Below are 16,126 nucleotides of genomic sequence, written 5' to 3' on the forward strand. Positions count from 1 at the left end.
TTGCATAATTCTAAATTTTGTGTCAAATAATTTTAAGGTTATTACTGAGAGACAAAAATCTAGTTATTTCAGTTTAACTAAAAGCTGGAGCAATATAATATCATTATTAGATTTTCTGAGAGTTAATTTTTGGAAACTAATTTATTATCATTTAAAAAATGAACCATCATCACTTACGCATGGAAATTTAATGTCAACAAATATAATCAAAAATACTAAAGTTGATTTGAAAGAAATTCTAAGAATAAATCAACATAATATTAAGTCTACTAAACAAAAAATTAACCCATGAAATGTCTATAAGTTAGAGTACCTAGTATATTCTCTATTCCTTCTTTTTATCTACTATTAGTAAAACGAGATTGTATTCTTCACTCTCCTAGAAAAATATTGACGTTTAAGTTTCACCTATTTTATTTTATAATAACAAACAAGAAGATTTTCCCTTAAAAAGTTATTTATATAAAAATTATGTCCTTTGTTGATTTTATGATTATTGGAGCGATGAAAAGTGGCACGACAACTCTAAGTCAGATTTTATCTCAACATCCTGATGTTTATTTTTGTCACGAAAAAGAACCACATTTTTTTAGTAAAAATCCTAATTGGGAGACTAATCTTAATAACTATCGCGCCCTTTATTCTCCTAAAAATCACCAAATTTGTGGAGAAGCCTCGACTACTTATACCTGTTATCCTGAATTCAATCAAGATATCTGGAATTCCCTTTATAAATTTAATCCTAATTTAAAACTAATTTATATTATGAGAGATCCTGTAGATAGGATAGTTTCTCATTGGATGCATATGTATTTGCGAGGATATACATCAGAAGCTTTGGAAAACAGTATTTTTAAAGATCCTTCTTATATTAATAGAACAAGATATTATCTGCAAATTAGACCCTATTTAGAAAAATTTGGTCATGAACAAGTTTTACTATTGACTTTCGAGGAATTTATCAATAATCAAGCTACAGTATGCCAAAGAATTGCTGATTTTTTATCTATTGACTATCCTTTTCAAAAGGAAAACAAAATAATTCATGCTAATATTTCTGTGGGAAAATCAAAAGAAAATATCATTATTGATCAAATCAAAAGTAATCAAAGTTTCCAATTAATTAAAAATTTACTTCCTAATAATTTTAAGACTTGGGCTTACCGAAATATACGTAATTTAACCAATAAAAAAATAGATCAGCGTCCAGTTATTTCTGAAAATTATAAAGAAATAATTTGGAATTTATTATATTTAGATGTAGAAAATATTGAAAAAGTCATGGGCAGAAAGTTGATTGAGTGGCAATCTCAGAATCAGCAAAATATATCCGATTTATCTTTACCTCAGTCCTCAGTAGATTCTCTTTAAAATAGCGGGAGATCGAGCTTTTTTCAAATCTTTATGATATAAAGATAATATAAATTTTATAATCTGACTCAATACTAATACTCAATTCAAACAACAATTATGTCATCTAATCAAAGTCAAATTTTAGTAACAGGAGGAGCCGGATATATCGGTTCTCATGCTGTTTTAGCCCTCAAAAAAGCGGGTTATGATGTGATTATTCTCGATAACTTAATCTATGGTCATCAAGATTTAGTGGAAACGGTTTTAAAAGTAGAATTAATAGTAGGTGATCTTGGCGATCGCTCCCTACTTGATGATCTATTTAAACGGTATTCTATTGATGCGGTTATGCACTTCGCAGCCTTTGCTTATGTGGGAGAATCGATTAAAGAACCTCAAAAATATTACCGTAATAATGTTGCTAATACCCTCACTTTATTAGAGGCGATGAAAGCAGCTTCTATTAATAAATTAGTCTTTTCTTCTACTTGTGCTACCTATGGAGTTGCTCAATTTTCTCCCATAACAGAAAAACATCCCCAAAACCCCATTAATCCTTATGGTGCTAGTAAATTAATGGTAGAACAAATCTTACAAGATTTCTCAAAAGCTTATGACTTAAACTATGTTTGTTTCCGCTATTTTAACGCAGCTGGAGCGCATCCAGACGGGTTATTAGGGGAAGATCATGATCCTGAACCCCATTTAATTCCTTTAGTGCTTTTCACCGCCTTAGAAAAACGGAAATTTATTTCCATTTTTGGCACAGATTATCCGACTCCTGATGGGACTTGTATCCGTGATTATATTCATGTTCTTGATATTGCTCAAGCTCATCTTTTAGGATTAAACTATTTACGACAAGGCGGAAAATCTGATGTTTTTAACTTAGGAAATGGTAACGGATTCTCGATTCAAGAAGTCATTGATACCGCGATAAAAGTAACCCAAAAAGACATTAATGTTAAAATTGGCGATCGCCGTCCAGGTGATCCCCCTATTTTAGTAGGAAGTGGCGAAAAAGCTACTAAAGTTTTAGGCTGGAATCCTCAATATTCTAGTTTAGAAGATATTCTTTCCCACGCTTGGAAATGGCATCAAAAAAGACATATTGAGTAATTAATAATTGAATAATTTAACTGAAACATATGGGTAAGTTTAGTTATTAAATTTAAGGTCTAGGTAGATACTGAAAGACTATTTTATTATCCATAACTACAATTATTATCGGAGGGTTAAAGCTCGTTACATATCCAACGTTTCCAATCTCCTGGCCATCGGACTTAACAGCAATAGAACCTTCCCCTGTATTTGAAACAGCAAAAGTCGTCAAATTTCTAGGCTGTATGTTTGCCTTTGTTGATTCTCCCGAAGGAAAAGTAAGCTCAATTATTTTATCTTCCTCAGTCCCATTAATTACGTGACAATAACCATTATAAAACTTTAAGTCATCGTATACGCCTCTTGCAAACCACGATCCGATAACAGCTACTGTTGTTAAAATGACATATTTTTTTTTGCTCATAGATACCTATATGTATATATAAGTTGATTTCTTTTATCACTTCCTACATAATCTCAAAATATAGGTAAGCATAACTGTTGAACTTGGATAATATTGGATGTAGCAAAATAATCAAGAATAGCATTAGCTACATATTCAGCTAATCTAACAGGGACTGCATTACCTATCATTTGTTCTAAATTTGTTTTTGAACCTTCCCAAATAAAGTTATTAGGAAAGGTTTGAAGATAACTTCTTTCCTGAGTGGTTAGAGGACGAACATTTGAGGATAAAGGAACAACATCACCAGGATGTTTTTGATAGGTTTTAGGAATTGGTCGATTAACACCTCGTATAGTTGGACTAGGTTCGTCAATACTAAAAATTCCCCGTCTTTTATAACTTCTAGGATGTCTATAATAATAATCTATTCCCAAACTATCCCCTAAATAGTCTCTAACTGTCATGGATTTTTTAGATAGATTTTTTTCTAAGTAGGGAATCAGTTCCTTATCTTCTCCTTGATAAATTCCTATCCAAAAAAAACGCTTCCTTTTTTGAGGAACACCGCATAAACTAGCGTCTAAAATTTTTTCTGTGATTCCATATCCTGATTGTTTTAAAATATTTTTAGTTTCTATATATTTATTAGTTTTGTTAAAACGCCCTACATTTTCTAAGACAAAAACTTTAGGTAAAATATAGGTTATAATTTGAGCAAAAGCAATGGTTAAATCGCCTCTGCCTAAATTTTCATCACGTTTTCCTGCGCTTGAAAAATCTTGACAAGGAGGCCCTCCCATAATTAAATCAGGATTTAAACTTTTAAACTTTTCTAAATATAATTCATAGTCACTGAGATCCCATCGATAAATTGGATGTTTAAAATTTTTGCCATAAACATTAACAGCAGGTTCCCAGTTATCGCAAGCAGCAAGTATGGTATATCCTGCATTTTGAAATCCTAATGAGAGTCCACCACATCCTGCAAATAAATCAATTACTTTCATGTATAACAAACTTAATTACATACTCTATCTATCTATAGCTTCTACCTCGCCATTGTTTCGGTGTTTGTAAAGAGGATAAAAAGATTCTTAAAACCGCTAAAGGATCAGCTAAAGGCGATAACCAAAAGAATAATGATTTGCCTAGCGAAGACTTATCTTTGTAATAGGAAGGAAAAACAGCAAACAGTAACGCAAACCGAATAATAACTAAAATAAGATTTAAAGCGATCGCCAATTCTAAACTCAGGAAACTATAACCAACGAACCAAAAACCAACAAAAATAATTAACAAAAATAAAGGTAACCCTTGAGTCAATAATAATAAAGCTAAATCACCCCAAACTTGAGGAGTCGAAGCAGCATCTTTAAGATCCAGCGATCGCCCCCATTCGTTCCAGGTTTCTGTGATCCCTTCGTACATCCTCACCCGAATCAGGTTCTTACCGTCTAAAAAACCCACCTTAAAGCCCTGTTTAGCGGCTTCACGGGCCAGAGTGACATCATCACAAAAAGAACCAGCAGCGCAGCTATATCCGTCCAATGCTTCTAAAACAGAACGACGAGACAAGAAACATTGACCATTGGCCATCACCCGATCGGGGGTTTGGTTTCTCACGCCAGCCGAATCAAACCGATACAATAAGGTCATTAATAAAGCAGGTTGTAACCACCACTCTCCGGCATCTTTGAGGATAAACTGAGGGGATAACGAGACCATATCATAACCCTCTTCCTCGGCCGCTTTCACTAAACTCGCCACTAACCCCGGTTGGGGTTGGGTATCGGCATCAATGCCCAATACCCATTGACTGCGAGGAGAAGTGTTTAAAAATCCATTATGGAGGGCCCAGGGACGGCCAACCCATCCCGAAGGCAAAGGATCATCGGTGATCAGGCGAAAACGGGGATCGTGTAATCCTGCGGTTTTTACCAATTCTTGGGTTCCATCTTGAGAATGACTATCAACGACAATAATTTCTCGAACTTCATAACTTTGTTGTCCTAACCCTTGTAAACAAGGCGTAATTCGTTCTGCTTCATTGAGGGTAGGAACGACCACACTCACGTTACCCAACATTTCAGGATCAGGTAATTGGGGTTTTAAGGGGGGGCGACGCTTAGCCCCTTTGAGCAGACGAGACAACAAAATAAGGGTTGCTGTTCCTTGAGACAGTAACACAGACAGAGAAATAAGGCCGATAACCGTATCATTCAACAAAATAGACACTCCGTGATCCATAATCCATTGTCAATTATCCATTATTAAAAGACACCTTGACGAGATTTTCAGGAATATCAGCCTCTGTTGGGGTATCAGCGAGACGATACAATACCAAGACAGGAATTAAACCAACTATTAACCCTAACAAAACTGGAATATAAATTCCGGCCGCTAAACTCATAATCATGGCAAAAGCAAAATTGCTGACATAGATGGCGAAAGGTAGTCCTAAGTTATGTTGAGGAAAATTCAAGGGTTTAACTTTCCAAATTAAGGTAGCAACCGTCATAAAGATTGCCCCGGTACCGAACCAACCGGCAAAATTTTGATAAGGCATTCCAAAAAATGCCCCCGGTTGATCCCAAACCCAAAATGGCATGGTGGTTTGACTCATGGCGGGATCTAAAACAAAATCCCAAGCCGTTAAGAAAATGGAACCAAGGACTATAGAAGCGACTATTTTAAGCCAATTTTGAGAAATTTTATTATTTAATCCGGCGCGGGCAATTAAATAAGCACTAAATCCTAAATAGAACCAAGATAAGGGGATGGTAAAGGGAACTAACCCGGCAATTTTATAACCTAATCCTGTTAAATAGCGATAGTGACCAAAGGGGAACCCGGTACTGGTTCCGAGTAATTCACTGGTTAGGGAAATGGCTAAAGCCGGTAACATAAAGCCTAACCAATGCCACACCCCAAGGGTCCGATAAGCATAGACGGTTACGGCCGCCATTCCTAACAACATATACATCACACCACCGCCGGCCATGGACCAAGCAAAGGCAGTTTTACCAATGGGGGGTAAACTGGCAACAAAATCAGGATTAGGCAACACTAACAATAATCCTGCTAAACCAAAAGCCATAGAGAAAATGTGGCCGATGACAAGAATGCGTTCTACGCGCATAAGGGTATTCATGAGTTTTTATCGATAGTCTGTGGGTTAAATTCTAGTTTACAAAACTTTATAAAAAAAGATAATAGTTTTCCTTGGGGTTCGGGGTTCGGTGTTCGGAGTTATGATTTAAGACTGGTCACTGATAACTGGTTTAATATCGATCATTGTAGTCGTCGTAATCATCATAGTCATCATCTTGATAATTCTTTCGTTTATTTTGACGACTTTGTATTTTTGCTTTGATAATTTTCCATAATTTCTTTAAGCGTAAATCTAAGGAAAAGCCCCTTTCGGTTTGAATAACAATGGTGTTGCCTACTCTATCATGAAACGCTTGATTATATTCTTCATCTCCGATAGCAATCCCACAATCGATAATTAAAGGGGTAATAAAGATTAACATCGATAATCCATTTTTAAAATTGATATTTAATCCCACCATAGCTAACATAGCAGCAAATCCTAAAATGGCTTCTCGTTTAGCTAATGCTTGTAAACCGGGAATCCTTAAAAATCGAAGGTCAATTACTTTAATATCAAACGCCCAACTCCCTAAACTTTGTCCTTTATTTTTTCCCACAATAATGATTCGTAAAATTAGCCAAATTCCTAAAAATACTAGGTCTTTAACCAATCCTTGAAAAAAAGAACTCAGAAACCATACTGTTACAAAGTCTAATAAAAAAGCATAAGCACGACGATCAAGAGGAACTTTAGGAAAGCGTCGATCACTGGGTGGTAATTGATTAGAATACATATATTTTTTGCTTATTTAAACATCCCTTGAAAGGCTTTTACTTTTAAATCAATCCCTGTAATGGCCGTTCCCACAACAACAGAATAAGCCCCATAATTCAAGGCTTTTTTGGCATCTTCTGGAGTAGAAATTCCTCCCTCTGCAATAATAGGAACGGTTAATTTTTGACTCATTTCTTCTAATAATGAAAACCCTGGTGGCTGGAAATTTTCAGTTTCTTTAGTATAGCCATAAAGAGTGGTTCCCACAAAATCTGCCCCTGCTTGGGCTGAAGCGATCGCATTTTCTATGGTGTCTACATCAGCCATCACTAATTTTCCTAATTTTTGGTGAATATTGTTAATTAAATCCGCTAATGTTTCTCCTTGGGGACGGTTTCTTAAGGTTCCATCAATGGCAATAATATCAGCCCCGGCCTCAGCGATGGCAACGGCATCATGATAACAGGGCGTAATATAAATATCATACCCTGAATAGTCCTGTTTCCACAGCCCAATAAGAGGAATATTGGGTAATTCTTGTCTCACTTGTTTAACATGATTCGGGGTATTAATTCTTATCCCTTTTGCCCCTTGATTAACGGCCGCTTTGGCCATAGCAGCAATAATTTTAGGGTCAAATAATGGAGAGTCAACCGGTGCTTGACAAGAAACAATTAAGCTGGATTTTGGTATAATCATAAGGCAAAATTAAACTAATAACTGATGAGTAATTACTCATTTTCCGAGTCATTATTACTAAAGATTAAAGCATTAACTCGCTTAAGTAAAAGATTAGGCTGAATGGGTTTGATTAAATAGTCATCAATTCCCATTTGAGAAATTTCCGTCCATTCTTTTGAGGTTATTTCATCTCTTAATACTAACACTTTAGTCCCTTGAGTTTCTGGCAATTGTTTTAAGGATTCATTGATTTTTAATACCTCTGATAAATCTTGATCTAAAATAACGGCTGATGGTTCCAATAATTGCAATTTTTTAATAACTTTGGCTCCATCCATTAACCAGATAAAATGATAGTTTGCTGCGGTTAATAATTCCCCGATCAAAGTAGCAATTTCTTCATTACTTTCGACTAAAATAATCGTTTTATTTTTAGTAAATAATGCTCTATTCTTGTCTAAATGATTTAAAGATTTGTATTGATTTTGAGGCTGATTAGGAAGTCTGACAATAAAACTAGACCCTTGACTAACAATAGATTCAACTTCAATAGTTCCTCCGTGAAGTTCTACTAATTGTTTCGTTAAAGCTAATCCTAATCCTGTTCCTCCATACATCCGTCTTCGAGAATTTTCTAACTGTTGAAATGACTCAAATAATAACGGAATTTGTTCTTCTTTTATCCCTATTCCTGTGTCTTCTACTTCTAGAGAAACCTCATTTTTTTCTCGCCAAACTCTTAAGGTAACTGTCCCATTTTCAGGGGTGAATTTTAAAGCATTATTCAGTAAATGGTAAAGAATTTGTTGAACCCTTTCTGCATCAGCATAAAAGCTATCTTCTTGCTCATTAATTTGTAAATCGAGTTCTAAACTAATGCGACGATGTTCCGCTTCATCACTGACTCTTTGGATAACATTTTTAGCGACTTTGGTTAAAGAAAATTCTCGAACCGCTAACACATACTTTCCTGATTGTAAGTTAGAATATTCGAGAATTTCATTGATCATATCTAACAAATGCTTACCACTATTTTGAATGGTTTGTAAATACTTTTGTTGTTTATCTAAGGGTAAGTTTGTGCTTTCTTGTGACCAATGTAATAAAGTTCCTGATAAGCCAATAATACAAGTTAAGGGCGTTCGTAATTCATGACTCATATTCCCTAAAAATTCACTTTTAGAATGATTCGCTGCTTGAGAAGCCACTAAAGTATCTCTAAGTTCTTGAGTTCTTTCTATGACTCGCTGTTCAAAGGTATTTTTTTGTTCTTGTACTTGAGCATATAATTGGGCCTGATAAATAGCAACCGCTAAATGTTCCCCTATTTGTCCTAAAAATGCTTTTTCACTCTCTAACCATTGTCGTTTTTTAAAGCATTGATGAGCCACTAATAATCCCCATAATTTACCATTGACGACAATGGGAGCAATTAATTTAGAAAGGACCCAATATTTTTCAAGAAATCCACTGAGACATAAAGAAGCTGCGTATCTCATTTCTACATCGTCAATGGCCACAATTTGCCCTTGACGATATTTATGTTTATATTGAGGAATATTGGTAAAACAAGTGTCTTCTGCAACAACATTTAATAAAGAAGGAATACTTTGAGAAACCCGTGACTCGTAGGTGACTAAACTGGACGTTTTTTCTTTAAATTCATAAATAACTAAACGATCAACCTGTAAAAAACTGCGTAATTCCCTAACCGCTGTTTCTAAAATAGCTGATAATTCTAAACTTTGACGAATTTGACCCACCACTTGATTTAAGAGTCTTTCTTGGGCTACTTGTTGACGTAACGCCTCTTCAACCGGTTGGCACACCCTAAGTCCTTCATACATCACTTCTGAAGTCTCGGAGAATTCAGGGACTAAAATATTCCATAAGCGACCGTTAAAATGAGATTGTAGGGGGTTGAATGGGGGTAAATGAACACAATTATAGGGAGCTAAGCGATCGTGCCAAGGAGAGTTAGGATCGAGGTGCTGCTGTAACCTATGGGTAAACTCGGCGATCGCTTGGGGTTCACAAGTAATGGTAACCTGATAAGATAAGGATGAGGCGTTGAGAGTGCCTTGTAATAAAGCACATAACTGGGATGATAACAGCAGATAAAAAGTTTTAGCTCCCAAAATCTCAGAAACATTTCCTATTTCTGAAGAAATGATGGAATCGTTCAGTAATATTGCTCTAGAACCTTCAATCTCCACTAGCTCTCGCCACAGAGAACAAAGTTCCTCAAATATACTGATAGGTAAAGTTCGACGTAAAATAGATTTTGAAATAGAATTCATTACATTGGAGAAGGCTAGAAAAAAAGAGACATAATCCTTAAATAGAATCTCTCCATTGTCCTATCCTATCCTGAAACTTCATTTTATTTAAATGTTAAGGAGTTTTAATGCACCGAATAGCGGCTACCCCTGGAGGTTGGAATGCTCAACAAGAGGGTGTTATTTTTATTGAACAAAATTCAGCACCTATCGTCTTTTTAAGCGCGGCGGATACGGATATTCAAAGTTTAGCTGCTTGTTTACCTTTTTTAGGCGATCATTTCCCGAAAATACGGGCAACCAATATTTTACAATTACAACAACAATTGAGTATTGATACTTATGCTGACACAGTATTATGTAATGCTAAAGTAATTATTTTAAGGTTATTGGGGGGTCAATCTTATTGGCCCTATGGGTTAGAAGTAATTAAAGAAATTGCTGAATTAAATGATATTACTCTCTTTATTTTACCGGGGGATGACCACTTAGATGAAACTTTAATGAGTCATTCGACTGTTACTTTTTCTCACAGTCATAAATTATGGCGTTATTTAAGCCAAGGAGGACAAGAAAATTGGCTGAATGGCTTAAAATTTATCTCGGATATTTGTTGGCAGACTAATTATAATCCTGTTGAACCGAATATTGTTCCTGATTTTGGTATTTATCAGAATAATGTAGACAATAATAATATTTTTCCTAACGCTCTTATTCTCTTTTATCGTTCTCATTATTTGGCAGGAAATTTACACCCCATTGATGCTCTATGTCAAAGTTTATTAGATAAAAAAATAAATACCATACCTATTTTTGTTTCTTCTTTACGTGATCCTGATATTCAAAATCAATTAATTCATTATTGTCAATCTTATTCTAAGCATCCAATACAATTAATCTTAAATACAACCAGTTTCTCCTTAGGTAAAATTGATGATAATACTTGTAGCACTTTATGGCAAACCTTAGATATTCCTATTTTACAAGTTATCTTAAGTAGTGGAACAGTTGAACAGTGGGAAAATAGCTTTCAAGGATTAAATCCTAGGGATGTGGCCATGAATGTTGCTTTACCCGAAGTGGATGGTAAAATTATCACTCGAGCTGTTTCTTTTAAGTCAGTAAAAACCTGGAATGAAAAGTTAGAAACTGATGTGATTGTTTATGAACCGGCATCAGATAGAATCAATTTTGTAACTGAATTAACAGCTAATTTTATTAAGCTGCAAAATACCCCTATTCACGAAAGAAAAATTGCTTTAATTTTAGCTAATTATCCGAATAAAGATGGCAGAATAGCCAATGGTGTGGGTTTAGATACCCCTGAAAGTTGTATCAAAATTCTACAAGCATTACAACAAGAAGGTTACACCATTCAAGATATTCCAAAAACAGGAGATGAACTGATACAACAGTTAACTAAAGGTATCACTAATGATCCTGAAAGTCAAGAAATTCGTCCCATTAATCAATCTCTTTCTTGTTCAGAATATGAACAATATTTCCAAACTTTACCCTTAGAAACTCAACAACAAATTCAACAGCGTTGGAGTCATATCGAAGCCTTAAATAAGGTTACTTCTTATCCCATTTCTGGTATTCAATTAGGCAATATTTTTATTGGGATTCAACCCTCTAGAGGCTATGATTTTGACCCTAGTTTAAACTATCATGCACCTGACTTAGAACCCACTCCTCATTATTTAGCTTATTATTATTGGTTAAAACATCATTTTCAAGCATCTGCTATTATCCATGTCGGAAAACATGGTAACTTAGAATGGTTACCCGGAAAAAGTTTGGCATTATCATCAACTTGTTATCCAGAAATAGCATTAGAAAGTATCCCTAATTTTTATCCTTTTATTGTTAATGATCCGGGGGAAGGTTCCCAGGCAAAACGTCGTTCCCATGCTATTATTTTAGACCATTTAACACCCCCCTTAACTCGAGCAGAATTATATGGTGATTTACAACAATTAGAAACCTTAATTGATGAATATTACGAAGCCCAAACCTTAGATCCTAAACGGTTAAAAATAATCGGCGATCGCATTACAAAATTAGTCACAGAAACCAACTTAAATCAAGACTTAGGTATCAATGACATAAATAATGATAGTTTATCTCAATTTCTAACCCTTGCAGATGGTTATTTATGTGAACTAAAAGAAGCACAAATAAGAGACGGTTTACATATCTTAGGAACTTGTCCCCAAAATACACAATTACGGGATTTAATTATCTCTATTACCCGTTATCCTAGTTTCGATAGAATGGGATTAATTACAGCAATGGCGACAGATTTTAACTTAGATATCAATCCTTTAACGGATAACTTAGAGCAATCTTTTTCTTGTTCAAACTTGTCTCAAGTAATCCCCAAAGAAATTACTTTAAACTTAAAACAATGTCGTATCATTGGGGATGTTATCGAAGTCTTAGAAATCTATGCACAAACCCTAGTTGAAAGTATAATTAATAGTGATAATATTGAACAATTTAATCACTTACCTTATACCCAAAAAGAGCTAAATTGGCTCAAAACTTTTTTACTCCCCAAACTCTATCAAACCCCCCAAGAAATCACTAACTTATTGAGAGGTCTAAACGGAAATTATGTTCCTAGTGGTGCATCTGGCGCACCCACCAGAGGTAGACCAGATGTTCTACCCACCGGACGTAACTTCTATTCTGTGGATATCCGCGCGATACCCACCCAAACTGCTTGGGATGTGGGCAGAAAGGCAGCAGAAGCCCTCATTGAACGTTATACTCAAGATAATGGAGAATACCCCCAAACCCTCGCCATTTCCATCTGGGGAACCTCTACCATGCGAACCGGAGGAGACGATATTGCCCAGGTGTTAGCCTTATTAGGAGTACAACCGATCTGGGATGGCTTATCTCGTCGGGTGGTTGATTATGAAATCCTTAAACCATCAGTGTTAGGGCGACCCCGTGTGGATGTGACGATACGGGTATCGGGATTTTTTAGAGATAGTTTCCCCAACCTACTACAACTACTATACAAAGTGATCAAAGATGTGTCAAGTCTCCCAGAATCAAAAAGTATCAATCCCTTAGCAGCAAAAGTACAAGAAGAAGAGACATTTTGGCGACAACAAGGGTTAACAGAAGAACAAGCAAAATTGAAGTCAGGTTATCGAATTTTTGGGTCAAAACCTGGGTCTTATGGGGCTGGTTTACAAGGATTAATTGAAGCACAAAATTGGGAAAATGAGCAAGATTTAGCCAAAGCTTACATTAATTGGAGTTGTTACGCTTATGATCAAAATGGAGTAGGTCACGGGGTTCCAGAAGTATTTGAAAAACGCTTAAAACAGTTACAAATTGTCTTACATAACCAAGATAATCGAGAACATGATCTCTTAGATTCCGATGATTATTATCAGTTTCAAGGAGGCTTAACCGTTGCGGTGAAAGGGTTGACGGGGAATAATCCTGAGACTTATTTTGGCGATAATGCTATTGCTGCTAATCCGAAAGTGAGACGATTAAAAGAAGAAATTGCAAGGGTTTATCGTTCTCGTGTTGTTAACCCCAAATGGATAAAAGGAGTAATGAGACATGGTTATAAAGGGGCGTTTGAAATGTCAGCAACCGTCGATTATTTATTTGCTTACGATGCAACAGCAAACTGTGTGGAAGATTTTATGTATCAAGGAGTCGCAGAAGCCTACTTATTTGATGAGACAATACAACAATTTATTCAAGACAAAAACCCTTGGGCATTGCGAGATATGGCCGAAAGATTATTAGAAGCAAATCAACGAGGGTTATGGCAAGATGTTGATAGTAATACCATCGATAAATTAAGGAATATTGTGCATCATGCAGAAGGAAAAATTGAGGAAAAATAAAGCTTATGTAGGGGCTTCATAATATTAAGCCCATAAAAAAAGATATTATTAACAAACAAAACCACGTAGGCCGATGCACTGTCCACCTTACAGTCCTTTTATAATCTTTCTTTGTGCTGCTATAGTAATTGTTTTAATTGATTATCAGCTTGATTAGAATTACGAAGTTGATCCAGATAAATTTTAGAGTTACTATTATTTTTTATTACTTTAAGTCTGTATATAAGGAGACGTGAGGTGGGCAATATCTACAATAGTTTCTGAAAGATTTTGTCAGCTTTTTCTTGATATTGCCCACCCTACAGCTTATGTACTTTTATAATATTAAGCCCTCACTGATCTTGTCATAGATATAATAAATATAGAGTACAATTAATGTAGATGGGTACTCAAGGAATAGTCAATATTAAAACATAGATCATGGTAACAAATAATCAATACTTTTATATCTCTCCAGAAACCTATTTAGAAGGAGAAAGAGTAAGTCCTATCAAACATGAATACCGAAAGGGACAAGTTTATGCGATGGTAGGGGCAAAAAAGCCTCATATTGTTTTAGGTGCAAATTTAACAACCTTATTGAATATTCATCTTACAGATAGTCCCTGTCTTGTTTTAAATTCAGATATTAAGGTTAGGTTAGAAGAGGCAAATTGTTATTATTATCCAGATATTGCCGTTGTTTGTGATGAAAGGGAAATTAATAACACCGATGATTTTATTCTTTATCCTATGCTTTTAATAGAAGTGTTATCAAAATCAACAGAAGCATTTGATCGAGGTCAAAAATTCAGTGATTATCAAACTTGTCCCACTTTAAAAGAGTATATTCTTATTCATCAAAATGAAATGAAAATTGAATATTATTATCGTAATCAGTCAGGAAACTGGACAGAAAAAATATATCAAGTAGGGGATGAAGTAGAATTTTTTAGTATTAATTATCGTGGTTCAATTGAAGCTATCTATCGTAAAGTTCCTGGGTTAACCTAATGATGAGAAAAATTATGATTGGAGTCATGGGTCCTGGAGACTCAGCAACAGAAATAGACATTAAAAACGCCTACGAGTTAGGAAAATTAATCGCACAAGAAGGCTGGATATTATTAACAGGAGGGAGTAATGTTGGGGTAATGGATGCAGCCAATAAAGGGGCAAAAGAAGCAGGAGGATTAACTATCGGTATCTTACCATCCAACCATACGAATAATATTTCTGATGCTGTTGATGTTGCCATTCTAACTGATGTAGGAAACGCTAGAAATAATATCAATGTTTTATCTTCTGATGTTATTGTTGCCTGTGGAATAGGGTTAGGAACTATATCAGAAATCGCTTTAGCATTGAAGAATAAAAAACCCGTTATTTTATTAAGTGGCCATCCAGAAAGTCAACAATTATTTAAAAATTTATCTCCTAACTTAACTTTTGTAGCAGTGGATATTCAGGAAACAATTAAACGAATACATAATCTACTCAAAAATGCAAAGTAAAATCATTGAGGTATATATACTTAATTCAAAGGATAGAATATTTTAAAGTGTGGATAAATAGGCCTTCGATTAATGATAAAATCTGAGGGCGAAGGTGACTTGACGTCATATGTCTTTCATATAAACAATAAGACAGTGTGTGGTTCTTAAGGTGCATTTAACCCAACCTTTCTAAAAATCCACCAACCAACCAAACAGATTTATTTGATTTGGATTCCGTCACCTTTTAAGTTAAAATTTAAGTGTTAAGTTTTATTGCAATGACTCAAAACTGCCCTTAATCTGGCAAGTTTAGGTCATAATCTTGCAAACTTAATCAAGATCCATCGCAGCAATCGATAGAGGATAGAATACTTATGGGATACGAACTACCTAAATTACCTTACGACTATACTGCATTAGAGCCTCACATTAGTAAGAGTACCTTAGAATTCCACCACGATAAGCACCATGCTTCCTACGTGAGCAAGTACAATGCAGCCGTAGAAGGCACAGATCATGATTCTAAACCCATTGAAGAAGTTATTAAAGCGATCGCTGGTGATGCTTCTAAACAAGGTTTATTTAACAATGCTGCCCAAGCGTGGAATCACTCTTTCTATTGGAATTGTATGAAACCCGGTGGCGGTGGTCAACCCACTGGTGCCTTAGCTGATAAAATTAACGCTGATTTTGGTAGCTTTGACAAATTTGTTGAAGAATTTAAAAATGCAGGTGCAACTCAATTTGGTAGCGGTTGGGCTTGGTTAGTGCTTGATAATGGCACTTTAAAAGTAGTTAAAACCCTCAACGCAGAAAACCCCATCACTTCCGGACAAACCCCCTTATTAACCATGGATGTCTGGGAACACGCCTATTATTTAGACTATCAAAATAGCCGTCCTGGTTACATTGATACGTTTATTAATAACTTAATTAACTGGGACTTTGTTGCTGACAATATGTCTAAAGCTTCCTAAGTTTACCTGTTAACAACTTTTATCAGTTTAGGGATAGCAAATAACTATCCCTATTTTTATTGTTAATAACGGCCATAACTGACCTAAAATTAAAAACAGTGT

Annotated in this window: 13 protein-coding genes and 1 pseudogene; 7 read left to right on the forward strand and 7 right to left on the reverse strand. The window is 35.3% G+C overall.

From position 1 onward, the window contains the following. The 3 genes and pseudogenes from C4E06_RS28650 to galE all read left to right on the forward strand — a co-directional run. Positions 1-292 (forward strand): annotated as a pseudogene (locus C4E06_RS28650) (glycosyltransferase family 2 protein); the annotation flags it as partial. Between the two features lie 179 nt (positions 293-471). Then, positions 472-1,371 carry a sulfotransferase gene (locus C4E06_RS06755; protein ID WP_107667367.1) on the forward strand — a complete coding sequence of 300 codons (900 nt, stop codon included), beginning with the start codon at positions 472-474 and terminating at the stop codon, positions 1,369-1,371. A gap of 99 nt (positions 1,372-1,470) precedes the next feature. Beyond that, positions 1,471-2,472 carry a UDP-glucose 4-epimerase GalE gene (gene galE, locus C4E06_RS06760; protein WP_107667368.1) on the forward strand — a complete coding sequence of 334 codons (1,002 nt, stop codon included), beginning with the start codon at positions 1,471-1,473 and terminating at the stop codon, positions 2,470-2,472. A gap of 52 nt (positions 2,473-2,524) precedes the next feature. Here the strand turns inward: galE and C4E06_RS06765 are convergent, their stop codons facing one another. The 7 genes from C4E06_RS06765 to C4E06_RS06795 all read right to left on the reverse strand — a co-directional run bounded on the left by C4E06_RS06765 (position 2,525) and on the right by C4E06_RS06795 (position 9,709). Beyond that, complete coding sequence (locus C4E06_RS06765) at positions 2,525-2,878, reverse strand: hypothetical protein (protein WP_107667369.1); 354 nt, start codon at positions 2,876-2,878, stop codon at positions 2,525-2,527. Positions 2,879-2,931: 53 nt separating this feature from the next. Continuing rightward, positions 2,932-3,867 carry a DNA cytosine methyltransferase gene (locus C4E06_RS06770; RefSeq protein WP_107667370.1) on the reverse strand — a complete coding sequence of 312 codons (936 nt, stop codon included), beginning with the start codon at positions 3,865-3,867 and terminating at the stop codon, positions 2,932-2,934. Positions 3,868-3,895: 28 nt separating this feature from the next. Beyond that, positions 3,896-5,107 (reverse strand): 2'-O-glycosyltransferase CruG, encoded by a 1,212-nt coding sequence (gene cruG, locus C4E06_RS06775; RefSeq protein WP_107667371.1) that lies wholly within the window; start codon positions 5,105-5,107, stop codon positions 3,896-3,898. 13 nt (positions 5,108-5,120) lie between these two features. Further along, positions 5,121-6,011, reverse strand: a complete 891-nt coding sequence (gene cruF, locus C4E06_RS06780; RefSeq protein WP_107667372.1) for a gamma-carotene 1'-hydroxylase CruF — start codon at positions 6,009-6,011, stop codon at positions 5,121-5,123. Between the two features lie 130 nt (positions 6,012-6,141). Then, the gene (locus C4E06_RS06785) at positions 6,142-6,747 is read right to left on the reverse strand and encodes an RDD family protein (protein ID WP_107667373.1); all 606 of its coding nucleotides are present in this window, start codon (positions 6,745-6,747) and stop codon (positions 6,142-6,144) included. An 11-nt stretch (positions 6,748-6,758) separates the two neighbouring features. After that, positions 6,759-7,427, reverse strand: coding sequence for an N-acetylmannosamine-6-phosphate 2-epimerase (locus tag C4E06_RS06790; RefSeq protein ID WP_107667374.1), 669 nt, complete (start codon positions 7,425-7,427; stop codon positions 6,759-6,761). 32 nt (positions 7,428-7,459) lie between these two features. Further along, entirely contained in the window at positions 7,460-9,709 is a 2,250-nt protein-coding gene (locus C4E06_RS06795; protein WP_107667375.1) for an ATP-binding protein, read from the reverse strand. 107 nt (positions 9,710-9,816) lie between these two features. Here C4E06_RS06795 and cobN point away from each other — a divergent pair, with 107 nt between their 5' ends. The 4 genes from cobN (at position 9,817) to C4E06_RS06815 (ending at position 16,024) form a co-directional block, all read left to right on the forward strand. Then, positions 9,817-13,572 (forward strand): cobaltochelatase subunit CobN, encoded by a 3,756-nt coding sequence (gene cobN, locus C4E06_RS06800; RefSeq protein ID WP_107667376.1) that lies wholly within the window; start codon positions 9,817-9,819, stop codon positions 13,570-13,572. A 420-nt stretch (positions 13,573-13,992) separates the two neighbouring features. Next, entirely contained in the window at positions 13,993-14,565 is a 573-nt protein-coding gene (locus C4E06_RS06805; RefSeq protein WP_107667377.1) for a Uma2 family endonuclease, read from the forward strand. A 2-nt stretch (positions 14,566-14,567) separates the two neighbouring features. After that, positions 14,568-15,065: a TIGR00725 family protein gene (locus C4E06_RS06810; protein WP_198648385.1), complete on the forward strand. Its 498-nt coding sequence runs from the start codon at positions 14,568-14,570 to the stop codon at positions 15,063-15,065. 356 nt (positions 15,066-15,421) lie between these two features. Then, positions 15,422-16,024, forward strand: coding sequence for a superoxide dismutase (locus tag C4E06_RS06815; protein WP_107667379.1), 603 nt, complete (start codon positions 15,422-15,424; stop codon positions 16,022-16,024). The last annotated feature ends 102 nt before the right edge of the window (positions 16,025-16,126 follow it).

This window comes from Cyanothece sp. BG0011 (assembly GCF_003013815.1).
Lineage (GTDB): Bacteria > Cyanobacteriota > Cyanobacteriia > Cyanobacteriales > Microcystaceae > Crocosphaera.